Source organism: Sinisalibacter lacisalsi (assembly GCF_014640115.1).
GTDB lineage: Bacteria > Pseudomonadota > Alphaproteobacteria > Rhodobacterales > Rhodobacteraceae > Sinisalibacter > Sinisalibacter lacisalsi.
Map to the genome: position 1 here is coordinate 54,082 of NZ_BMGI01000001.1, position 22,502 is coordinate 76,583.

22 protein-coding genes are annotated in these 22,502 nt (G+C 66.1%); 7 read left to right on the plus strand and 15 right to left on the minus strand.

Going from position 1 to position 22,502, the window contains the following annotated elements:
• Nucleotides 1-62 precede the first annotated feature (62 nt).
• Nucleotides 63-1,214, plus strand: coding sequence for a molecular chaperone DnaJ (gene dnaJ / locus IEW01_RS00250; RefSeq protein ID WP_188525601.1), 1,152 nt, complete (start codon nt 63-65; stop codon nt 1,212-1,214).
• Between the two features lie 22 nt (nt 1,215-1,236).
• On the opposite strand, the gene IEW01_RS00255 is transcribed toward dnaJ, so the two are convergent.
• From IEW01_RS00255 to IEW01_RS00285, 7 genes are all read right to left on the minus strand, one after another.
• Nucleotides 1,237-2,550, minus strand: a complete 1,314-nt coding sequence (locus tag IEW01_RS00255; RefSeq protein WP_188525602.1) for a M16 family metallopeptidase — start codon at nt 2,548-2,550, stop codon at nt 1,237-1,239.
• The gene (locus tag IEW01_RS00260; protein WP_188525603.1) at nt 2,547-3,890 is read right to left on the minus strand and encodes a M16 family metallopeptidase; all 1,344 of its coding nucleotides are present in this window, start codon (nt 3,888-3,890) and stop codon (nt 2,547-2,549) included. The genes IEW01_RS00255 and IEW01_RS00260 overlap by 4 nt, the downstream gene beginning before the upstream one ends.
• Nucleotides 3,891-3,980: 90 nt before the next feature.
• Nucleotides 3,981-4,514, minus strand: a complete 534-nt coding sequence (locus tag IEW01_RS00265) for a DUF3035 domain-containing protein (protein ID WP_188525604.1) — start codon at nt 4,512-4,514, stop codon at nt 3,981-3,983.
• A gap of 56 nt (nt 4,515-4,570) precedes the next feature.
• Nucleotides 4,571-5,050 carry a signal peptidase II gene (gene lspA, locus IEW01_RS00270; protein WP_188525605.1) on the minus strand — a complete coding sequence of 160 codons (480 nt, stop codon included), beginning with the start codon at nt 5,048-5,050 and terminating at the stop codon, nt 4,571-4,573.
• 1 nt (nt 5,051) lies between these two features.
• Nucleotides 5,052-6,641, minus strand: a complete 1,590-nt coding sequence (gene purH, locus IEW01_RS00275; RefSeq protein ID WP_188525606.1) for a bifunctional phosphoribosylaminoimidazolecarboxamide formyltransferase/IMP cyclohydrolase — start codon at nt 6,639-6,641, stop codon at nt 5,052-5,054.
• Between the two features lie 9 nt (nt 6,642-6,650).
• A complete protein-coding gene (locus IEW01_RS00280) occupies nt 6,651-8,366 on the minus strand; it encodes a heparinase II/III family protein (protein ID WP_188525607.1) in 1,716 nt (571 codons plus the stop codon).
• A 126-nt stretch (nt 8,367-8,492) separates the two neighbouring features.
• Entirely contained in the window at nt 8,493-9,764 is a 1,272-nt protein-coding gene (locus tag IEW01_RS00285) for an RsmB/NOP family class I SAM-dependent RNA methyltransferase (RefSeq protein ID WP_188526628.1), read from the minus strand.
• Nucleotides 9,765-9,829: 65 nt separating this feature from the next.
• Between IEW01_RS00285 and IEW01_RS00290 the strand changes: the two genes are divergently transcribed.
• Entirely contained in the window at nt 9,830-10,009 is a 180-nt protein-coding gene (locus tag IEW01_RS00290; RefSeq protein ID WP_188525608.1) for a DUF1674 domain-containing protein, read from the plus strand.
• Between the two features lie 13 nt (nt 10,010-10,022).
• Here IEW01_RS00290 and holA read toward each other — a convergent pair whose 3' ends face one another.
• The 3 genes from holA to IEW01_RS00305 form a co-directional block, all read right to left on the minus strand.
• On the minus strand, nt 10,023-11,045 hold the full coding sequence (gene holA, locus IEW01_RS00295; protein WP_188525609.1) for a DNA polymerase III subunit delta: 1,023 nt from the start codon (nt 11,043-11,045) through the stop codon (nt 10,023-10,025).
• 3 nt (nt 11,046-11,048) lie between these two features.
• A complete protein-coding gene (gene leuS, locus IEW01_RS00300; protein ID WP_188525610.1) occupies nt 11,049-13,595 on the minus strand; it encodes a leucine--tRNA ligase in 2,547 nt (848 codons plus the stop codon).
• Nucleotides 13,596-13,682: 87 nt separating this feature from the next.
• Nucleotides 13,683-14,186 carry a DUF3576 domain-containing protein gene (locus IEW01_RS00305; RefSeq protein ID WP_188525611.1) on the minus strand — a complete coding sequence of 168 codons (504 nt, stop codon included), beginning with the start codon at nt 14,184-14,186 and terminating at the stop codon, nt 13,683-13,685.
• A 288-nt stretch (nt 14,187-14,474) separates the two neighbouring features.
• Between IEW01_RS00305 and IEW01_RS00310 the strand changes: the two genes are divergently transcribed.
• Both IEW01_RS00310 and IEW01_RS00315 read left to right on the plus strand, forming a co-directional pair.
• Nucleotides 14,475-15,332: a porin gene (locus IEW01_RS00310; protein WP_188525612.1), complete on the plus strand. Its 858-nt coding sequence runs from the start codon at nt 14,475-14,477 to the stop codon at nt 15,330-15,332.
• Nucleotides 15,333-15,434: 102 nt separating this feature from the next.
• Nucleotides 15,435-16,088, plus strand: a complete 654-nt coding sequence (locus IEW01_RS00315) for a YggS family pyridoxal phosphate-dependent enzyme (protein ID WP_188525613.1) — start codon at nt 15,435-15,437, stop codon at nt 16,086-16,088.
• Here IEW01_RS00315 and IEW01_RS00320 read toward each other — a convergent pair.
• The gene (locus IEW01_RS00320) at nt 16,079-16,570 is read right to left on the minus strand and encodes a L,D-transpeptidase family protein (protein ID WP_188525614.1); all 492 of its coding nucleotides are present in this window, start codon (nt 16,568-16,570) and stop codon (nt 16,079-16,081) included. The genes IEW01_RS00315 and IEW01_RS00320 overlap by 10 nt on opposite strands.
• Nucleotides 16,571-16,587: 17 nt before the next feature.
• Entirely contained in the window at nt 16,588-17,673 is a 1,086-nt protein-coding gene (ribA, locus tag IEW01_RS00325; protein WP_188525615.1) for a GTP cyclohydrolase II, read from the minus strand.
• A 155-nt stretch (nt 17,674-17,828) separates the two neighbouring features.
• Here ribA and IEW01_RS00330 point away from each other — a divergent pair, with 155 nt between their 5' ends.
• Nucleotides 17,829-18,515, plus strand: a complete 687-nt coding sequence (locus IEW01_RS00330) for a response regulator transcription factor (protein ID WP_188525616.1) — start codon at nt 17,829-17,831, stop codon at nt 18,513-18,515.
• 329 nt (nt 18,516-18,844) lie between these two features.
• Here IEW01_RS00330 and IEW01_RS00335 read toward each other — a convergent pair whose 3' ends face one another.
• The 3 genes from IEW01_RS00335 to IEW01_RS00345 form a co-directional block, all read right to left on the minus strand.
• Nucleotides 18,845-19,939 (minus strand): site-specific DNA-methyltransferase, encoded by a 1,095-nt coding sequence (locus IEW01_RS00335; RefSeq protein ID WP_188525617.1) that lies wholly within the window; start codon nt 19,937-19,939, stop codon nt 18,845-18,847.
• A 96-nt stretch (nt 19,940-20,035) separates the two neighbouring features.
• Entirely contained in the window at nt 20,036-20,665 is a 630-nt protein-coding gene (gene rnhB, locus IEW01_RS00340) for a ribonuclease HII (RefSeq protein ID WP_188525618.1), read from the minus strand.
• Nucleotides 20,666-20,787: 122 nt separating this feature from the next.
• Nucleotides 20,788-21,288 (minus strand): hypothetical protein, encoded by a 501-nt coding sequence (locus IEW01_RS00345; protein WP_188525619.1) that lies wholly within the window; start codon nt 21,286-21,288, stop codon nt 20,788-20,790.
• 175 nt (nt 21,289-21,463) lie between these two features.
• On the opposite strand from IEW01_RS00345, the gene IEW01_RS00350 reads away from it, so the two are divergent.
• Complete coding sequence (locus IEW01_RS00350) at nt 21,464-21,766, plus strand: hypothetical protein (RefSeq protein WP_188525620.1); 303 nt, start codon at nt 21,464-21,466, stop codon at nt 21,764-21,766.
• A complete protein-coding gene (locus IEW01_RS00355) occupies nt 21,738-22,439 on the plus strand; it encodes a winged helix-turn-helix domain-containing protein (RefSeq protein ID WP_188525621.1) in 702 nt (233 codons plus the stop codon). Before IEW01_RS00350 ends, IEW01_RS00355 begins: the two co-directional genes overlap by 29 nt.
• The last annotated feature ends 63 nt before the right edge of the window (nt 22,440-22,502 follow it).

Consider the following 22,502-nt stretch of genomic DNA (forward strand, 5'->3'; position numbering starts at 1 on the left):
GCGCGTGCGCGGCCTGCCACCACGGCAGGCCGGCACCTGCGTTCCCAAAGGGGGACTGACCGATGTCAAAGCGCGATTATTACGAGCTTCTGGGCGTTTCCAGGGATGCGTCGCCGGAAGAAATCAAGAAAGCCTACCGCACCAAGGCCAAAGAACTTCACCCCGACCGCAACTCCGACAATCCCGATGCCGAGGCGCAGTTCAAGGAAGTGAACGAGGCCTATGACGTTCTGAAGGACGCCGACCGGAAGGCAGCCTATGACCGTTTCGGCCACGCGGCCTTCGAAGGTGGCATGGGCGGTGGCCCGCGCCCGGGCGGCGGCGGGTTCCAGGGCCAGGGCGATTTCGCCTCGGCCTTCTCCGACGTGTTCGACGATCTGTTCGGCGACTTCATGGGCGGGGGTCGCGGCGGCGGTCGCCAGCGCGCCACGCGCGGGTCCGACCTGCGCTACAACCTGCGCGTCACGCTCGAAGAGGCCTATAACGGGCTTCAGAAAACCATCAACGTGCCCACCTCCGTCGCCTGCGACGCGTGCAACGGCACCGGCGCCGAGGGCGGCAGCGAGCCCGTCACCTGCCCCACCTGCTCGGGGATTGGCAAGGTGCGCGCCCAGCAGGGCTTTTTCACCGTGGAGCGCACCTGCCCCACCTGCCACGGCATGGGCCAGATCATCAAGAACCCGTGCAAATCCTGCCAGGGCCATGGCCGGATCGAGAAGGAACGCGCGCTGAGCGTCAACATCCCGGCCGGGGTCGAGACCGGAACGCGTATCCGCCTCGCGGGCGAAGGCGAAGCCGGCATGCGCGGCGGCCCTCCGGGCGACCTCTACATCTTCATCGAAGTGGCCCAGCACCCGATCTTCGAGCGCGAAGGTATGCACCTGCATTGCCACGTGCCGGTGTCGATGACCGCGGCCGCCCTGGGCGGCGACATCGAGGTGCCCACCATCGACGGCGGCCGCTCTCGCGTGAAGATCCCGGCAGGCAGCCAAGCGGGCAGGCAGATGCGCCTGCGCGGCAAGGGTATGCCGGGGCTGCGCGGCGGCGGGCATGGCGACATGTATATCGAGCTGGCCGTCGAAACCCCGGTAAACCTCACCGGGCGGCAGAAGGAACTTCTGAAGGAATTCGAGAAGCTCTCGGAGGAGAACAACCCCGAGAGCACGAATTTCTTTTCCAAGGTCAAGAGCTTCTGGGAGGGGATGAAAGGCTAGGCGCGCGGCGCCCGGCCTGCCCTCATTCGCTGCTCTCGACGCCTTCAGGCGACCCCACAATCACGAAGCGCAGATCTTCGGGCCGGAAAAGCTCGGCCGCTACGCGGTTGATCTCGTCCAGCGTCACCGCCTCGATCTGCGCGTTGCGGGTCTTGACGTAACTCGTGGGATACCCCTGCATCTGCATCCCCACCAGGATCCGCGCGATCGGGCCATTGCCGTCGAAGCGCAGCGGGTAGGCCCCGGTGAGATAGAGTTTCGCCGACTCGAGTTCTTCCTCGCTCACGCCGTCGCGCGCCATGCGCTCCCATTCGGCGCGCACCACCTCGATGGTTTCCGCCATCCGCGCGTTCACCGTCGAAACCGTGCCGATCAGCGATTCGCTGTAGTCCGAGTCGATCAGGTAGGTTCGGATGCCGTAGGTCAGCCCGCGTTTCTCGCGCACCTCAGCCATCAACCGGCTGTTGAAGCCACGACCCCCCATGATGTCGTTGAGGATGAAGGCGGGGAAGAATTCCGGTGTGCCGACCTTCACCCCGCTGTGACCGAATCGCGCCACCGACTGCGGCGTATCGAAGGGAACGACCGTGACGCCCCCCGTGGCGCCGAAAGCGACGGGCTCCGGCAGCGGCGCGCCCTCGTCAGGGAGATCGCCAAGCAGGTCGTCGATCAAGGTGCCAAGCTCCTCGGCGGAAATATCGCCCACGGCCGCGATATAGACACGGTCTCGCGCGATGGCTCTGGAAAAGGCGTCCAGAATATCGGGCCGCGTCAGCGCGGTGACGCTCTCGAGCGTGCCGCCATAATAGCTGCCATAGGGGTGATCGCCGTAGGCCAGCCGATCGAACGCGGCGCTCGCCAGGGCATCGGGGTCGTTCTCGCGATTCCTGAGGTTGGCGATCACCTGCCGACGCACCCGCTCGATCGCATCGTCATCGAATCGTGGGTTCACCAGCGCTTCGCGCAGCAGGTCCACCGCCGCCTCGCGGTTCTCCGACAGCATCCGCGCCGAAACCGAAAGGCTGTCGTCGCCGACGCTGAACCGGAAGCTTGCGGCCAGCGCCTCGCGCGCCTCGGCGAAGCCGCGCGCGTCGAGATCGCCCGCGCCCTCTTCGATCAGGGCCGTCATCAGGTTGATCGCCCCGCGCTTGCCCGGCGCATCGAGTGAGGCCCCGCCGCGAAAGCGCAGCTCCAGCGCGACGAAAGGGATGGAAGGCTCCTGCACCAGCCACGCGGTGAGCCCGCCGGGCGAGGTGATCTCGGTTATGTCGATCTCGGACCGCGCGGGAAGCGCCGCGACGATCAGGAACAGGAACGCGGCGGCAAAGCGTTTCATTGCACCTCCTCCCCGCCCTCGGACAGCAGCCATCCGGTGACGGAAGACTGTTTGTCGAGCACCTTTCGGGCCGCGTCCATCACGGCTTCCGGCGTGACCGCCTGCAGCACCTCGGGCCAGGCCTGCACGTCGGCGACGGTAAGGCCCGTGGTCAGGCCGCGCCCGAAACGGTCGGCGATATCGCCCACGTCATCGAGCGCGTAGATCTCCGAGGCGCGGATCTGCATCTTGATGTTCTCGAACCGCTCCAGGTCTGGCCCGGTTTCGAGGAACCGCGCCAACTCCGCATCGAGCGCCGCCTCGGCTTCCTCGAGGCTCACCCCTTCGGCCGGGATGACGACGAAGGAAAACGTGCTGTCGTCGAATGAGGTGGCGTTGTAGCTGGCGTTGGTGAACACGGCGATCTGCTGATCGAACTGCAGGGCCGAGCCGAGAACCGAGGTCACCCCGGAGCCGCCCAACAGGCGGGCCAGAAACACCAGCGCCGCCGCGTCTTCCTGCGCGCCCGCGTCCCGCGACGGCGCAAGGTAACTGCGCACCAGCCAGGGCTGCGCCACCCGCGGATCTTCCATCACCACGCGACGCTCGGCGCGCGACGGCGGCTCCTGCGGCCGCACCCGGGGGGAAAGCCCTTCGGATGGTTCAAGCCCGCCGTAATGACGTTCGGCCAAGGCGCGCACCTCGTCGGGCGACACGTCCCCGGCGACGATCAGGATCGCGTTGTTCGGGGCATAGAACCGGCGGTAGAACTCAAGCGCATCGTCACGGCTGAGGCCCGCCATCTCGTGGCGCCAGCCGATGATGGGAATGCCGTAAGGATGGTTCCGATACAGCGCCGCGCGCAGGTCTTCCCGAAACAACGCGTTGGGGTCGTTGTCGATCCGCGTCGCGCGTTCCTCGAGAATCACGTCGCGCTCGGTTGCCACCTCTTCCGGCGACAGCACGAGGTTGCGCATCCGGTCGGCTTCCATTTCCATCATCAGCCCGAGCCGGTCGGCGGCGACGCGCTGGAAATAGGCGGTGTAATCGAACGAGGTAAACGCGTTGTCGGAACCGCCGTTGGCTTCGACCACCCTGGAAAGCTCTCCCGGGTCGAGGCTCTGCGTGCCCTTGAACATGAGATGTTCAAGGAAATGCGCGATCCCGGACTTGCCCGGCGGCTCGTCGGCCGAACCGATGCGGTACCAGACCTTGTGCACGACCGCTGGCGCGCGGTGATCCTCGACCACCACGACCTGCATGCCATTGTCGAGCGTGAAACTGGTCACCTCGCCCGACGCCTGGGCAGGCATCGCGAGCAGGCCGAAAAGGGCGATGAACGTAGCCGTCAAGGCGCGCATACGGAATCCTCCATGTGACGGAAGAGTTATCTGCTTCCGGCGATCAGGCAAGGCTGGCACGCGTGGATGTGATCGGGCGAAGGCCCCGCGTTACTCGACCTTGATTTCGGGATCAGGCGGGGCGGACGGGGTCCAGACCCCGGCGGCGCGCAATCGGTCGAGTTCGATGTGCTGATCCAGCGACATCGGCTTGTAGCTCGAATAATAGACGTTCACGTTGAACAGCCGCTCGAGCAGCAGCCCATTGTTTTCGCGCCGCCACTCGAGGTCTTCCGCCGCCAGCGTCTCGCGAATGTTCGCCGCAACACCGTAACGGGCGGTGTAGGAAACCAGCGCCTGCTCCCCGGCATAGATCTGGCCGCGTTCAAGGCGATCAGGATTGCCGCCCAGCGCGGCGACAGCGTCGCCTTGCGGATTGGGATCGACGAGATTGCGCCCGCCCGGCGTGGGCTCGGGCAGCGCGGCGTAGTCTTCCGGCGCCTCCAACGGCTTCGTCGGCAGGATGGAGAACTCGTCGGGCGTGTCGGACTTGATGTTCATGAGCTCAGGCTGGTCGCTCTCGCAGGCGACAAGCACTGCCAGCCCGGCAAGCGCCAAGACAGTTTTGCCGAACGTGCCCCGCATGGACGTCTCCTTCACCCCGAGCTTCGCCCCCTCTTTACCGCATAAGATTCCGCGCGTCACGGGGTCTTTGGTCTCGATTTTTCACCTGTGAACAACACGAGCCCGATTGCGCCCACAAAGATCGCCGCATCGGCGATGTTGAAAGACCACGGATTGGCGATTCCGCAGCAAGTCATGTTGAGGAAATCGGCCACCGCGCCGTAGAGGAGCCGGTCGATCACGTTGCCGATCGCGCCGCCGAGCAGAAGCCCGGCAAAAACCTGCCCGAGCCGCCCCATCGCATCCTTGTGCACCCACCACACGACCCAGGCGGAAATCGCCAGCGCCACGGCGATGAGCACCCAGCGCATCACGTCGCTGTCAGACGCGCCAAGGCCGAAGTTCACCCCCCGGTTCCATGCCATGCGCAAGGTGAGGTAGGGCGGCCACACGTCGATCTGCAGTCGCGTTTTGAGATCGAGCAGGTGCACGACCCAGACCTTGATGATCTGGTCGAGGGCGAAGGTGATCGCCGCGGTGGTGATCATCCACCGCATGTCAGTGCCGGAAGTGCCGCATGCCGGTGAAGACCATGGCCAGCCCGGCCTCGTCGGCGGCCGCGATCACCTCGGCGTCACGCATCGAGCCGCCGGGCTGGATCACGCAAGCCGCGCCAGCCGCCGCCGCTTCCATCAACCCGTCGGGGAAGGGAAAGAACGCATCCGACGCCACCGCCGACCCGATCGCCGGGCTTTCCGCCAACCCCAGTTCCTTGGCCATGCGCCCGGCCTTGATCGCGGCGATATTGGCCGAGTCCAACCGGCTCATCTGGCCCGCGCCCACACCCACGGTGGCGAGATCCCTGACGTAGACGATGGCGTTCGATTTCACGTGTTTGGCCACCTTCCAGGCGAACAGCAGGTCTTTCAACTGCGCCTCCGTCGGGGCCTTCCTGGTGACGACCTTGAGATCGTCGAGGCCGATAAAGCCGTTGTCCTTGTTCTGGAACAGCTGCCCGCCCGACACCTGCCGCACCGTCATGCCGCCCGCGCGCGGATCGGGCAGGGCCTCGGTGGTGAGCAGACGCAGGTTCTTTTTCGCGGCGAAAACTTCCCGCGCTTCCGCGCTCGCACCGGGCGCGATCACCACCTCGGTGAAGATCTCGGCGATCGCCCGCGCCGTTTCGCCGTCGAGCGGCTGGTTGAGCGCCACGATCCCGCCGAAAGCGGAGGTGCGGTCGCAGTCGAACGCCTTCTGGTAGGCCTCGAGCAGCGTTTCGCCGCGCGCCACGCCGGAGGGGTTGGCGTGCTTGATGATCGCCACCGCCGGGCCGTCTGCGGGATCGAACTCCGCCACCAGCTCGAAAGCGGCGTCGGTGTCGTTGATGTTGTTGTAGGACAGCTCCTTGCCCTGGTGCTGCACGGCGGTGGCCACGCCGGGGCGCGCGCTGCCGTCGATGTAGAACGCCGCCTGCTGGTGCGGGTTCTCGCCGTAGCGCAGCGTCTGCGCGAGCTTGCCCGCCACCACCCGGCGGCGCGGCGCGGCCTCGCCGATCGCCTCGGCCATCCACGTGCTCACCGCCGCGTCATAAGCCCCAGTGCGGGCATAGGCGATCTGGGCCTGCTTCTGGCGGAACGCATAACTCGTGGCGCCATCGCCGGCGTCAAGCTCGGCGAGCAGCGCGTCGTAATCCTCGACATCCACGATGGTGGTGACGAACGCGTGGTTCTTCGCCGCCGCGCGGATCATCGCCGGGCCGCCGATGTCGATGTTCTCGATCATCTCGTCATAGCCGGCCCCGCGCGCGAGCGCCGCCTCGAACGGGTAGAGGTTCACCACGAGCAGGTCGATCGCGCCGATCCCGTGCGTTTCCATCGCCGCCGTGTGGTCGGGATTGTCGCGCAGCGCCAGGAGGCCGCCATGCACCATCGGGTGCAGCGTCTTCACCCGCCCGTCCATCATCTCGGGAAATCCGGTGGCATCGGCCACGTCGCGCACCGCCACGCCGGCCTCGCGCAGCGCCTTGGCCGAGCCGCCGGTCGACAGGATCTCGATCCCGCGCGCTTCCAGAGCCCGGCCCAGCTCGACAAGCCCGGTCTTGTCGGAAACGGAAATCAGCGCGCGGCGCACAGGGGAAAGATCGGTCATGTGGGTTCCTCAGGTGTCTTCTGGCAGCCCGCCTGGCTCGTCTCGCACCAGATCACGCAGCCCCACCGGGGTATCCTGTGCCTTGGCGAGCGACCAGCGGATGCGCGTCGCATAGTCCAAAGCGACGCCGGAGAGAACCACCTGTTTTGACGCACGCGGCTTCAAGCGGCCTTTTTCGAGGTAAACACCGGGATCGAGCGAGAGCGTGGCGGCCCCTTCATAGCGCATCACCCAGATCTCGCCCGATTTCAGCGCCATGGAAATGGCGGTGCCGCCAAGGTCGATCGCCGCGTCCACGTCGGGGTGGAGATGAAAGCGAAGGGCGAAGCGGATGCCCGCAAGCCCGGTTCGGTCAAGCGCGGCGCGGAAGATCTCCTGCTCCTCGTCTGAAACCGCCGCCAGGGTTTCCTCGCCGAACACCATCCGGCCATCGACGGCCATCTCCAGCCGCCGCACGTATCCCAGCCCGTGCTCCGGCACATAACCGTCATGCCCCGCAACGATCCCGGCGATTCCGTCGGCCTCGATTTCCTGGATGTGAACCTCACGCGGCGTGCGCTCCAGCAGCGCCCGTTCGCCCGCCCCGCTGCGGTGCGACGGGCCCAGCCGCGATGACGAAACACCCTCGATCCCGAGCACAGAATGCGAAGGCGTTGCCCGACCGGCCTTGCGCCATGCCTCGCCGAAATCCGCGCCGGAACCGCAATTCACGATCAACGGCCTGCGCCCCGAGGTGATCTCGATGGCCAGCGTCGAGGCGTGGCCATTGGCCGAAGCCTCGCCCCGTGGCGGTGCGGCTGCATCCATGATCAGCGTGGTGCGCCCGCCGTGCAGACGGGCATAGCCCATTGCCAGCCCCGCGTTGGTGCTCGCGCGCACGCCCGACGTGGCAAGCGCCTGATCCAGCCGCCCCTCCGCACCGCGCCCGCCACCGTGAAACCGGGCCAGCCCGCCGTCGGCGTGGCGCAGGGCGCGCAGCGTCGGGGCGATGCGCTCGATGGCCGCGATATGCTCGGCCCGGGCCATCCGCCCGCTCTCGGCCAGCGCCAGCGCCGCCCAGTTGAGCAGGGTGAATATTTCGAGGAGTTCCTCGGGGTTGCGCGTGGGAATTCCGCCCTCGGCATCGATCTGCCGATTGCATTCCTGCGCCAGCCCGCGCGTGGCGGCCTCGACATGCGGCTCCATCCCCGTGAGCGACAGCCCGGCGTAGATCAGACCGGTCAACGCCTCGAAGCGCGGCAACCCGGGCGATGCCGCAGGCCAGCGCCGGGCAAGGAACAGGGTCTGCTGCCCAAGCGAGCGATAGAACGCCTCGTGCGTCTCCCCCTCCTGCCCCGAGAGCAGGAAAAGCGCGTGGTTTATCCAGCGAATCAGCCGCCGTCCGGTGAGATCGGGCGTCCAGCCCGGCCCCTTGCCGCCGCCGAATCGCTCGATCCAGTCGAAGGTCCAGCCTTGCGCCTTCTGCCGGGCGGCGTGGTCGCCCAGCGCGGCGAGATCGTCGAGCCATGCAAACCCGTGCAGCGCCTCGGCGAAAGCGGAGACCGGCGGCTCCAGCGCCCAGACCGATACATCCCGCGCCTCCACCAGGTGCCCGGCGAACAACAGGTTGCCCGCCACCAGTTGCTTGCCACGGGCGAAACTGCCGATCGAGCGCGGCTCGGGTTGCGAGACAAAGCCGGTAGGTGGCCGCGCACGCGCCGCGCGGCGGGCATGCCAGCGGTTCATCCAGCGCGTCTTTCGCGCGGACCATGGTTCACGTTGCGACACGGAACTGCCTCGGCTCGGTTTTCGATCGCCCCTTGGCGGGGTCTTGGCCCGCATCATAGCCGCGCGACCCGCCCAAGTCATCGCCTATTGCGGCTTGACGAGGCAGGCGATGAAGAAGCCGTCCATCCCGCCGCGGTCGGCCCAGTAGTCGGGGCGTAGCCGCAGCCCACCCTCCGCGCCCGTCCAGTCCGGGTCGATCCCCGGGCGCGCAAGCCGTGCGCGGTCGACAACGAGATCGGGGTGGCGAGCGAGGGCGTCGCGGAGTTGCTCCTCGCCTTCGTCGATCAGCAGCGAACAGGTGCAATAAACCAGCCGGCCGCCCGGCTTCAGCAGGGCGAGCGCGCGGTCGATCAGCCGCTCCTGCAGTTCGAACAGCGCGGGAAAACCACCCCCGTCCTTGGCATAAGGCAAATCGGGGTGGCGGCGGATCGTGCCGGTGGCCGAACAGGGCGCGTCGAGCAAGATCGCGTCAAAGGGGCCGCCCTGGTAGGTGAGCGCATCGGCGGTCACCACCTCGGCCGCCAGCCCGACGCGGGTCAGGTTCTCCTCCAGCCGTCCCGTTCGCGCGGACGAGATGTCGACGGCGGTCACCTCCGCACCCGTGGCCGCCAGTTGCATCGTCTTGCCACCCGGCGCAGCGCACAGGTCAAGCACCCGCTCGCCCGGTTGGGCATCGAGCACTTGCGCGGGAATCGCCGCGGCAGCGTCCTGCACCCACCATTCTCCATCAGCGAACCCCGGCAGGGCCGAAACCTGGCTCTGGCCTTCGATGCGCACCGATCCGGTGGGCAACAGCGCTCCGCCCAGCCGCTCGGCCAGCGCTGCGGCGTCGCCCTTCGGGGTGAGATCGAGCGGCGCGCTGGCGTAGTGCGCGGCCTCCATCGCCTCGACGGCGGCCTTGCCGTAGTCGTCGATCAGGGGCTTGCGCAGCCATTTCGGCAGGCGCGGCACCGGCAGCGCGGGCCATTTCGCCGCCTCCGCCGCCACTTTGCGCAGCACCGCGTTCACCAGCCCCGCCATGCTCGCGGTATTGCGTCCGGCCCGCGCGATCGCCACGCAGGCGTTCACCACCCCGTGCGCCGCCGCGCCTTCTTCGCAGATCTCCGCCACGCCAAGCCGCAACAGGTTCATCACCCGGGCGGGGGGCCGCTTTTTCAGGTGCGGCCCGAGCATCCTGTCAGACCGGTCAAGCACGCGCAGCGCGGTGGTGACGAGCCGCTGCGCCCGGGCGCGATCGGGGGCAGGCAGCCCCGCAACACGCCGCGCGAGCACTTCCGAAAGGAGCCTGTGCTCGTCGAGCACATCGCCCATCAGATCAAGCGCCACCTTGCGCGGCCGGATCGCGTCGCTCACCATCGGCACTCCTTTGCCATTCTTCGCGCCCGGGCCTATATCATGCGCAGAGCACAAGGAAGAGCGCGATGAACGAGACCGAGAAACGCGACTTGCCCCCCGAAGCGATCCGGGCACTGGCCGAAGCCGAGGAGCGCCGCAAGGCAGCCCGGGCCGCCGAGTTGCCCAAGGAATACGGCGGGCGCGACGGCCCCGAGCCGGTTCGCTACGGCGACTGGGAAAAAAAGGGCCTTGCGATCGACTTCTGAGGCCCCGCGCCACTCAGCGGCGCGGCATGTGGGCGAGGCGGATCAAAGCCCGCTCCATCAGCGCGGTTTGCGGTGCGCGCGAGGATGAGCGCAGTTGCAGATCGGTGTCGATCAGCAATTCGAGCGCCGCTTCCAGCCTGTGCACACCCCAGGCCTGCGCCTGCCGGATCATCCGGTCACGTGACTTGAAGTGAACCGGCGGCCGGGCGCGGGCGATGCCCTTGGCAGGCCCCTCCGAATCAGACGCCGCAAGATGCAGGGTGCGGAAATGCCGCGTGGCGGCGATGCAAAGCCCCACCGGCTGCACGCCCTGCGCTTCCAGCCGCGCGAGCAGCGGGCCGAGCGCCGCCGGTTTGCCCTCGGCGGTGGCGTGCAACACGTCATCCATCTCGGCCTCGGTGGAAGACGGCGCGCAGGCCAGCACGTCGGCGGGCGAAAGCGGGGTGGGATCGTTCAACTTGTAGAGCGCGAGCTTCTCGATGGTCTGGCGCAAGTCGCCGGGATCAAGCGCGCCCGCGAGCCCCTTGAGGTCAGTCATCGCTTCCGAACTCACCGAGGCGAGCCCGGCCTTGCGCAGGTCGGCCTCGATCTCGGCCTGGCTGGGCGGATCGTCGTAGATCGCCACGGCATAGGCGTTCTTGTGCGTCTCGAAGAACTTGCGCAACGCCGAGCGCGGCGTGAGGCTGCCCGCCGTTACCACCACCGTGGCGTCGCCCGCCGCCCAATCGTCGAGCGCGGGGGTGATCGTCTTCGCAAGCGTGTCGGTCGCGTCTTCCACGAAGGCCACGCGCGCGCCGGGGAAGAAACCCTGCGCCTTGATCGCGTCGGAAAGCTGGGCCGGGTCCTTGCGCAGATCGCTGGCCGGGATGCGGGTGAGGCGCATTTCCTCGTCGCCGGTCGGACCGACCAGATTCGCGATCAGCTCCTGCCGCTTCAGCGCCACGCGCATGGCGTCGGCACCGTAGATCAGCACCCCCGCGAGGCCCGGGTCTGGCTTCGCGAAGAAGCGGAGGGCGTCGCGGGGGGCGAGTTTCATCGGTCAGGCCACCACATTGACGATCCGGCCGGGCACCACGATCACCTTTTTCGGCGCCGCGCCGCCAAGGGCGCGCTGCACACCATCGGTGGCGAGCGCCAGCGCCTCGATCTCGTCCTTGGCCATGTCTTTCGCCACGGTGATCTCGTCGCGCCGCTTGCCGTTCACCTGGATCGGCAGCGTCACCGTATCGTCCACCAGCAGCGCCGGGTCGGCGACCGGCCAGGGCGCGTTGGCCACCAGTCCTTCGCCGCCCAGATGCGCCCAGACCTCCTCGGCCAGATGCGGCGTCATCGGCGCCATGAGCTGCGCCATGACCTTCATCGCCGCGCGCTTGGCCTCGGCCCCGGCGCTTGATTTCGCCAGCGTGTTGGTGAAGGCGTAGAGCCTGGCGATCGAGGTGTTGAACAGGAAACCGTCGATCCCCTTGGTCACCGCGTCGATCGTCTTGTGCGTCTCGCGCAAAAGGTCGTCGTCGCCCTCGCCGGCTCCACTCGCCCCGGCGATCTCGTCGGCCATGCGCCAGACCCGCGCGAGGTGCTTGGCCGCCGCCTCGGCGCCTGCCGCCGTCCATTCCACGTCACGTTCCGGCGGGCTGTCCGACATCACGAACCAGCGCGCGGTATCGGCGCCGTAGGTTTCCACGATGTCGACGGGATCGACCACGTTGTTCTTGGATTTCGACATCTTGGCGGAGGGGATGATCTCGACCTCCGCACCGCCATCCTTGAGGAAGGCCTTGCCGTCGCGCAGCTCCACCGCCTCGGGGTAATGATAGACCGGGCGGCCGTTCTCGTCGCGCGTCATGTAGATCGCGTGGGTCACCATGCCCTGCGTGAACAGCGCGTTGAACGGCTCCTTCGACTTCTCCGGCAGGTGGCCGCAGATGTGCATCGCGCGGGCGAAGAAGCGCGAGTAGAGCAGGTGCAGGATCGCGTGCTCGATGCCGCCGATGTATTGATCGACGTTCATCCAGTATTCGGCATCCTCGGCGACGGTTGGCGTATCCGCATGCGGATTGGTGAAACGGGCGTAATACCACGACGAATCGACGAAGGTATCCATCGTGTCGGTCTCGCGCTGGGCCGGTGCGCCGCATTTCGGGCAGGTGCAATCGCGCCACGTCGGGTGCCGGTCGAGCGGGTTGCCGGGCACGTCGAAGCTCACATCGTCGGGCAGCTTCACCGGCAGGTTCTCTTTCTTCTCCGGCACCACGCCGCAGGCTTCGCAATGCACCACCGGGATCGGGCAGCCCCAGTAGCGTTGCCGCGAAAGGCCCCAGTCGCGCAGGCGGTATTGCGTAACCCCCTCGCCCCAGCCCTCCGCCTCGGCGAAGCGAATCGTGGCCTCGATGGCCTCCTCGCCGGTGGCCTCGTCGAGCCCTGCGAAGTGGTTAATCCATTTCACCTTTTCGCTTTTCGGCGGCACGAAGGCCTCGCGCTCGACCGGGGCCGGTTCGTCGAGCGCAAAGAAGGTGTCGATCACCGGCAGGTCATACTTGCGGGCAAAATCGAGGTCGCGCTGGTCATGCGCGGGGCATGCGAAGATCGCGCCGGTGCCGTAATCCATCAGGATGAAGTTGGCGATCCAGACCGGCAGCTCCCAATCGGGATCGAGCGGGTGCGTCACCCGCAACCCCGTGTCCATCCCCAGCTTTTCCGCCGTCTCGATCGCTTCCGCCGTGGTGCCACCCTTGCGGCATTCGGCGACGAAGGCGGCCACGTCCGGGTTCTCGGCTTCCAGCTTCCTGGCAATCGGGTGATCGGGCGAGATGCCTACGAACGAAGCCCCCATCAGCGTGTCGGGCCGGGTGGTGAACACTTCAATAGCCTCGCCCGCGCCCACAGGCTCGAAGGCAAAGCGCAACCCGCGCGACTTGCCGATCCAGTTCGCCTGCATCAGCCGCACCTTCTCGGGCCAGTGCTCCAGCCCGTCGAGCGCCTCCAGCAGTTCCTCGGAGAAATCCGAGATCTTGAAGAACCATTGCGTCAGCTCGCGCCGTTCCACCTCGGCGCCCGAGCGCCAGCCCTTGCCGTCGATCACCTGCTCGTTGGCGAGCACGGTCATGTCGACCGGGTCCCAGTTCACCACCGCATTCTTGCGGTAGACGAGGCCCTTTGCCATGAAGTCGATGAACATCGCCTGCTGCTGGCCGTAATACTCCGGGTCGCAGGTGGCGAACATGCGGCTCCAGTCGAGCCCGAAGCCGAGCGGCTTCATCTGGTCGACCATCGTGTCGATGTTGTTGTAGGTCCAGGTTTTCGGGTGGCCGCCGCTCGCCATCGCGGCGTTCTCTGCGGGCATGCCGAAGGCGTCGAAGCCCATCGGGTGCAGCACGTTGTGCCCCGTCGCCAGCTTGTAGCGCGCCACCACGTCGCCCATCGTGTAGTTGCGCACGTGGCCGATGTGAATCCGGCCCGAGGGGTAGGGAAACATCTCCAGCACGTAGTACTTGGGCCTGGACGGATCGCGTTTTGCCTCGAAGGTGCCGGCCTCTTCCCAGGCCTTTTGCCATTTCGGCTCTATATTGCGCGCATCGTAGCGAGACATTGCGGTGGTTCTCCGAGAAATGAAAACGCCGGGCAGTGGCCCGGCGCTTGTGTAGTCTGACGAATCGGTGCGGTCCAGTGCCGGACGTTAAAGGTTGCGGTCCTGGATGCGCAGCTGGCGGGCGCGCGCGAGAATCGCGTCTTCCACCCGGTGCGCGGTTTCGGCCGAAACCGGGCCGCCGCGAGTTTGCAGCGCCACTTCGATCGACCGCGCGTCAAGCGCAGGGTCGCGCACGAAAACGGTGGCCTTGTAGGCCTGCCCGCCGCCCGGGGGCGTGCCGTAGCCGAACACCATCACGCCGGTGAACGGATCGGCGGCCTGCAGCGGCAGGAAGTTCAGCACGTCACGCGCGGCGTTCCACAGATACTTGTTGACCTCGACGGTGGTGTTGGGGTCGTCGCGGTCGGCAAACAGATCCCAGATCGTTTCACGGTCGGGCTCAGCACGCTCGCGCTGCGGCCGTTCGTTCGCGGTGGTGGTGGTTTCCTGCCCGCCGCCGAAAAGGTTGCCAAGGCCGCTGCCACCGCAACCCGACAAGGCAAAAAGCCCCGCCACGATGAGCACCTTGGTCGTGGTCTGCCCGATGCGCATGAAAAAGCCCCGCTGATCCAAGTTCTGCCCCTAAGTAACCAAGGCAAAAAGCCCCGGCAAGCGTTTTCCCGGTTACAGGGGTTGAGGCGGGGTGCGTGGCACACACTATATAGGGCCGATCCGCCGCCCGGCGCGCATACTGTGGCACAGTTGCACCATACCGGGGCACAAAAGCCGGGGGCATTCTGGATCGCTTGCAATGCCCCCGGGAAAAAGCGAGGAAACAGCATACTCAATTCGGATTCCCCTGAATTGAGGTGCACCTTTAGAGAAAACGAGGGAAACGAAATGAAAAAGATTCTCCTTGCTTCGACGATCCTGGTGGGTTCCGCCGGCGTCGCCGCTGCTGACAACGCAAACTTCTCCTTCTCGGGCTCGGCCTTCTTCGGTGTGGGCTACGAGACGGCGGGCGGTACCTTCGCTCCGGAAATCGACTCGTCGTTCACCGTCGGCATGATGAGCACCACCGACCATGGCCTCGAGTTCGGCGCCACGATCACCGTCGGCGCGCCCGGCGTGACTTGGGAAGATGACCACACTGACACCGCCTTCGGTACCTTCTCCGAAAATGGCATGTCGGTTTCCGACTCCTCCGTCTACATGTCGGGCGACTGGGGCAAACTCGCCGTCGCTTACGACGCTGACGGTTCGGGCGCTGGCGCCACCACCACCGACTGGGACGTGGTTGCGACCTACTCCAACACCTGGGGCGACTTCGGCGTGTCGGCCTACTACACCTTCGCCGTTGACGGTGCCGCCGGCACCAACGGCGACCTCGGCGTGAAGGGCACCTACTCCTTCGGTGATTACTCGGTCTACGCCAAGTACGACTGGGACAACTCGGTCACCGACTGGCGCGTGGGCCTCGGCGGTTCGGCCACCATGTCGGGCTTCACCGTTTCGGTTGACGCCGAGTACACCAACAACCCCCCCAGTGACTGGGACTGGAAAGCTGCGGCTGACTACACCACCGGCGCCTACACCATCGGTGCGTTCGTCGAAGACGACGGCACGGATGACCTGATCGACTGGGGTCTGAACGGCTCGTACGATCTGGGCGGCGGCATGTCGGTTGACGCGGCTGTGATCCGTGACCAGGACACCACCAACACCCTCGTGAAGGCCGGCGTTTCGATGGCCTTCTGATCCCACTCGGGATTTGAAATCAGGGAAGAGCGGGCTTCGGCCCGCTCTTTTCTTTTTGGGCCGGCTGTGGTCTCTCAAGGCGCAAACGCTGGAGGATCACCCATGCCGCTTTCCGACATTTCCGCCCGCATCCGCGAGGAAGAAGCCCGCACCGGCCGCGCGCCGGGATCGACCCGGCTGATCGCCGTTTCCAAGGTGCAGCCTCTCGACCGGGTGATCGCCGTGCTCGAAGAGGGCCACCGGCTGTTCGGCGAAAACAAGGTGCAGGAAGCGGCGGGCAAATGGCCCGATCTGCGTGACCGTTTCCCCGGCGTCGAGCTTCACCTGATCGGCCCCTTGCAGACCAACAAGGCCCGCCAGGCGATGCAGCTGTTCGACGCGATCGAAACCATCGACCGCCCCAAGCTCGCCCGCACCATCGCCCGGCTGAAAGACGAGCTTGGCGCCTGCCCCAAGCTCTTCGTGCAGATCAACACCGGCGAGGAAGAGCAGAAGGCCGGGGTGATGCCCGCCGAGGCCGACGCCTTCATCGCCGAGTGCTGCGCCCTCGGGCTGGAAATCGAGGGGCTGATGTGCATCCCGCCGGTGGAAGAGGAGCCCTCGCTCCACTTCGCGCTGCTGAAAAAGATCGCCGACCGCAACGGGATCACCGAGCTTTCCATGGGCATGTCAGGCGATTTCGAGAAGGCGGTGGCGCAGGGGGCCACTTTCGTCCGCGTCGGTTCCGCCATCTTCGGAGAGCGTAATTACGGCTGAACGATGATCCGGCTCCCGGGCCGCCAGCGCGCCAGGATCCAGGCCAGGTGATCGCAACGAAACGCGATACAGCCCGCCGTGGGATAGCGCGGCCGCCGCCAGACATGAACGAAGATCGCCGATCCCCGCCCCGGCTTGGCCAGCGGATAGTTCCAGTCGCTCGCCAGCACCAGATCATAGAGCGGATCGGCCCGCCGCAGCGCCTCGTGCGAAAACCGGTAGCCCGGCCCTTGGCGCCACTGGTTGTAATCGGGATCGTCCGGGTCGTCCGACCAGATATCGCGCGGGCCGATGGCGGCGAGCGGCAAGGCCGTGCCCGGGCGCGCGCCCCGGTCGGCCCGGTAGCCGCCGTGCAGCAGGTGCCACACACCGGCAGGCGTGGCCCCGTCCCCCTCGCGTTTGTTCAAGGTCATCCCGCCGCGCCCGATCGAAACCGGAAAGCGCCGGCCCATGAAACGCGCGCCCCAGCGCGTCACCACCATGTCACCGCGCCTCGGGATCACAGCAGGTGGCCCGATTTCGCCGCCTTGGTCGCGAGGTAGGCGCGGTTGTGATCGCCCTCGCCCACCTTGAGCGGCACCCGCTCGACCACCTCGATGCCGGTGCCTTCCATCATCGCCACCTTGCGCGGATTGTTGGTCATCAGCCGGACGGCATGGAAGCCAAGGCTTTTGAGAATCTCAGAGCCGATGCGAAAATCGCGCTCGTCGTCCTCGAAGCCGAGCCGATGATTCGCCTCGACCGTGTCAAACCCTTGATCCTGCAGGGAATAGGCGCGCATCTTGTTGGCCAGCCCGATGCCCCGCCCCTCCTGGTTGAGATAGAGCAACACCCCCGCCCCCTCGCGCGCCATCGCCTCCATCGCGGCATGAAGCTGCGGCCCGCAATCGCATTTGACGCTGCCCAGCACGTCGCCGGTGAAACAGGCCGAATGCAAGCGGGTGAGCACGGGGCGGGCGCGGTCGGGCCTGCCGATCTCGATGGCGTAGTGCTCCTCGCCGCCGTCCTTGGGACGAAAAACGTGCAGCCGCCCGGCCTGGCTCACCTCCATCGGCACCCGCGCGGCGGCGATCTCGGAAAGCGCGCTCGATTCCCACGCCAGGTCCTGCTCGGAGAGATCGAGCCATGTCAGCCCGTTGGCCGCAGCGGTCGCCGGCCCTTCGTCGACCGCCACGATCACCGCGGCGGGCAGGAGCTGGGCGGTTTTCGCAAGTGCAACCGCGGTGCGGGCAATGCCCTCTTCACCGCCGCGCTCGGTTTGAAGCGGGCCTTTCATCGGCATCATCAGGTCATCCGCCGGGTCGGCCACGTTCTGGATCCAGCGCACGTCGGCATCCTGCGGCACGATCACCCGGGCGACGTGCTCGGAATAGGCCCGCGCCTTCAGCGTTTCGGCCCGGCGCGGGGTGATCGCGAGCAACGGCACGCCGAAACTGCGCAGGCTCGCCAGCCGCTCGGGCGAGAGCGTTTCCGCCGCCGCCACCAACGCCGCGGCCCCCTTGATGCCCAGCACCATCGGAACACCCATGCGCAGGTCGGCCCGCGCGCGGGCGGCAAGTTCTCTGGTATCGGGGCGAAGGGCCATGCGTTTCCTCGAATTCACGCCCCTAGATAGGCTTTCACGCGGAAATGTGAAACAAATACCGCTTTTTCGACACGTCCGCGTGAGGGCACTGCAGCAATTGTTGCCGCGCCCGTGAGGCCACCTCAGATAACGTCAAGACAACACGGAGGACCGAGATGGCGACCCACAAGAACATCCTGCTCGTCGACGACGACGAGGATCTGCGCGAGGCGCTGGCCGAACAACTGGTGATGACCGATGATTTCGACGTGTTCGAGGCCGGCAACGGCGCCGAGGCGATGCAGAAAACGCGCGAGGGGATCTTCGATCTGGTGATCCTCGACGTGGGCCTGCCCGATACCGACGGCCGCGAGCTGTGCAAGCTGATGCGCAAGCAGGGCGTGAAATGCCCCGTGGTGATGCTCACCGGCCATGACAGCGACGCCGACACGATCCTCGGCCTCGACTCGGGCGCGAACGACTACATCACCAAACCGTTCAAGTTCCCGGTCCTGCTCGCCCGTATCCGTGCACAGCTGCGCCAGCACGAGCAGAGCGAAGACGCGATCTTCCAGCTCGGCCCCTACACCTTCAAACCGGCGATGAAGATGCTGATCACGGAAGAAGACCGAAAGATCAGGCTGACCGAGAAGGAAACCAACATTCTCAAGTATCTCTACCGCGCGCAGGATGGCGTGGTGGCGCGCGAAGTGCTCCTGCACGAGGTCTGGGGCTACAACGCGGGCGTGACGACGCACACGCTGGAAACCCACATCTACCGCCTGCGTCAGAAGATCGAACCCGATCCCTCGAACGCGCGGTTGCTGGTGACGGAAAGCGGCGGCTACCGCCTTGTGGCGTAACGGCCACAGCCGGAAACCCGGACACATTGTTGCCCATTTTACGGGGTATCCTGCAAAATGATCGCGATCGTTTCGCGAAACGTATGACTTTCATCCCTTGCCCGCGTCGGGGTCATGATGCGGGATCCTCCCTGTTGGACTGACCCGGGCATTGCCCGGGTCTTTTTTTGCCAAGGCAGGGGCCCGGGATCTCCGGCAGGCCTGCTATAGCCCCAGAAAAAAAAGGGCCCCGCCACAAGGGCGGGGCTTCAGTTGGGGTGCCCATGGCGCGTTGCCACGGGCACAGGCGGTACCTCGGTTTCGTCGGCTCTGTCGGCCTTCGGGAAAATTCAGGACGTTTCTGCGCGGATCTGCTGGCGCAACACGTCGATCGACACGGTCTTGCCGTCGCGCCGGAAGTGCCAGTAGGTCCAGCCATTGCAGGACGGCGCGTGTTCAAGCGCGGCCCCGACCTGGTGGATCGAACCTTTCGCCTCGCCGGAAATCAGCGTGCCGTCGGCACGAACCTTGGCGACGTGGCCGCGGGGGCTCACCAGAACCTCGCCCGGCCGCAGCATCCCGCGCTCGACCAGCTGGCCGAAGGGCACGCGCGGCTCGGCGCGCTTGGAGGAGGACACGCTGAGCGCCTCCTTGTCGAACTTGCGGATCTTCGCGAGCCGCTTCTCGGCCGCGGCGCGATACGCCTCTTCACGCTCGATGCCGATGTATTCGCGCCCCAGCATCTTGGCCACCGCACCGGTGGTGCCGGTGCCGAAGAACGGATCGAGCACCACATCGCCGGGGTTGGTGGTGCCCAGGATGACCCGGTGCAGCAGCGACTCGGGCTTCTGCGTCGGGTGGGCCTTGTCGCCGTTCTCGTTTTTCAGCCGCTCATGGCCGGTGCAGATCGGCAGCACCCAATCCGAGCGCATCTGCACGCCTTCGTTCAGCGCCTTCAGCGCCTCGTAATTGAAGGTGTATTTCGACTCTTCCGACTTCGACGCCCAGATCAGCGTTTCATGCGCGTTGGTCAGCCGCTTGCCACGGAAATTGGGCATCGGATTCGATTTGCGCCAGACCACGTCGTTGAGAATCCAGTAGCCCTGGTTCTGCAACTCCGCGCCCATGCGAAAGACGTTGTGGTAGGATCCGATCACCCAGATCGCGCCGTTGGGCTTGAGGAGCCGGCGGGCAGCGGCGAGCCAGGCGCGGGTGAAGTCGTCGTAAATCCGGAAACTGGCGAACTGGTCCCAGTGATCGTCGACGGCATCGACCTTGGAATTGTCGGGCCGGTGCAGATCACCCTTGAGTTGGAGGTTGTAGGGCGGATCCGCGAAGATCAGGTCAACCGACGCCTCGGGAAGGCTGTTCATCACTTCAATCGAGTCGCCGGCCAACACCTGGTTGATCGGCAGACTGGCCGCCTTGGTGGAAATTTTCTTCATTGCTCTGCCTCTGTCCCCGGCGCTTGTGCGCTCGTTCTTGGGAACAAAGATGAGTCAAAGCTGATTCGCCGTCAATTTCTTTTTTGAATCAGACACTTACGGTTTTGCTTGATACAAGATATTGTGCACCGGCCGGAACGAACGCCTATGGTGTGGGGTCACCCCGAGATCTTGAAGCGCCGAAATGTGGCTTTTCGACGGATATCCGGCGTTGCGCTCCCAGCCATAGCCCGGATGCTGTTGCGCAAGATCCACCATGATCCTGTCGCGCGTCACTTTTGCCACGATCGAGGCCGCCGCGATGGAGAAAGCGCGCCCGTCGCCCTTCACCACGCATTCGGCTGGCAGCGTCAGGCCCTTCGGCACGAGGTTGCCGTCGATCAGCACATGATCGGGCGCGCAAACAAGCCCGGCAACCGCGCGTTCCATCGCCAAATGCGCCGCGCGAAGGATGTTGAGCGTGTCGATCTCGGCCACGCTGGCATGAGCCACCGAAACCTCGGCCCGAACCATGATCTCTTCGAACAGCGCCTCGCGCCGCGCCGCGGTGAGCTTCTTGGAATCGTTCAACCCGGCGGGAATATCGTCAACGCGCAACACAACGGCGGCGGCGGTCACAGGGCCCGCGAGCGGACCGCGCCCCACCTCATCGACCCCTGCAATGCGCGAGGCCCCGGCAGCGATGGCGGCGAATTCGAGCGAGTAATCGGGGCAACTGGCTTTCATGCGCCTTGGGTCGCGCATCGGGATGCGCGGCGCAAGAAAAAACGGGCGGGGGGCCGAAGCCCACCCGCCCGGGGCGCGGATAACCTGCGACGCGCCGCGCCCCTGCTCGAACGCCCCAGGGCTCAGCGGCGCACCGACCGCGGCCGCGACTGCGCTTCCTTGTAGCCGAAGCGCGCCAGACACTGGGCGTCATAGGCATTCACATTCTGCCGGAGGCGCGGCACCCAGACCCGTTCCTCGCAGCGGTCGGGCAGGAACGCCCAGTAATCAAAATTCCGCATCAGGCAGGAGCGTGTGTAATAGACGCCCCGGTCCGGGCCGCCCTGCACGTAAAGATCGCACTGGGCAGGAATCGTCTTGCGCGGATCGGGGCGCTGCGGGCCGCGGCCGGGATGCCGCGCGGGCGGGTGCCGGTCGATCACGCTCCCGCCGCTGTTTTCCTTCGCGGCGGATGCGATGATCCCGGCGGTGACCAATGCGAAGAACGATGCCGCCGCGACGGCGCCGAGTTCCGCCTCGCCGGCCCTGGCCGGGGTTACGCTGACGGGTGTCAGCGCGAGGGAGGCCGAAAGCGCCGTAACGATCGCGGTGCGGGTAATGCTCTTTGTGAAAATGAATGCCATGACTTGTCCTTTCCTTGGGATACGGCCCCGGGCGGGCCGGATTGGAGATCGAGGTGGGACAAGCCTGAGCGGCGGGCGCGACGACACACAATAACAGCGGGTTGTTATGAGATATCAGCCCTGCCCGGCCCGCTTTGATATTGAATAGCCAACGTCTTGCGCGCAGGGTTTCGGCATGAAAAACCATCTTCTCTTCGTCGCGCTTGGCGCCGTTCTCGCCATGACCGCAGCCCCCGCAGCGGCCGAGTGCTACGCCGATTACAAGGCCAAGCGCGACAACCCGCTGCGGCTGCACTACGGTGTGATCGCGCTGCCCGACGACGCCTGCGCCTCGCGCGAAACCGCCGCGCCGGTGATCGCCCAACGGATCAGCGACGACGGGTGGACTCTGCTCGATGTCGTCTCGATCTTCGGGGCGGCGGAACTGGATGACGAGAAAAGGAAAGACAGTGCGGGAGACTACTACCTCCGTTACTGAGGCGCGGCTCGCGGGCAACCGGGTGGCGGCGATCGGGATTTTCGCGGTGGTCGCCATTCTCGGCGCGGCCGCGGTGTTCCTGTTTCTCAACCTGCCCGACGCCAACGCCTTCAATGCGCGCGTCGAGCGCATCTTCGTCGAGAACGATCTCACCTCCGAGGCCGAGATCAAGCTGCTCGAGATTCTCGCGCAATCCGGCACCGCCTTCTCCGATACGCTCACGAGCTACCGGGTGGTGATCTTCGTGCTGATGATCTTCGCCGCCGCCCTGCTCGTGGCCGCGCTCGTTTTCGTGCTCACCATCATCGTGCTCAACCGGCGGATGGGCGAGATCGAGCGAGCCGGCATCCAGATCAATTCCCTCATCATCAGCCGGGCCGACCGGACGGTTTATCTCAACAACATGGAATTCGCCCTCACCCAGGCGGCGCTCGAAACGCTCGCGGTGCTGGCCGAGGCGCGGATGGACGACGACGTGCTTTCAGGCGCCGAGATCGAAGCCGTGATTTCCGGTCGCGACGCCACCGATTGCGACGAGGCCGCCGGCGCAACCCGGATAAAACGCCTGCGCGACGCGCTCGGCAACCAGCTGATGTCGGAGTTGCTGGTCCGCACCATCGCCCGGCGCGGCTACATGCTCTCCATCGACAAGAACGTGATCCGGATGGTTTGAGGGGCGGATTCCCACCGCAAGAAACCGCGCCCGGCAAGCGGCAAGAGGCACCGGGCCAGGCGT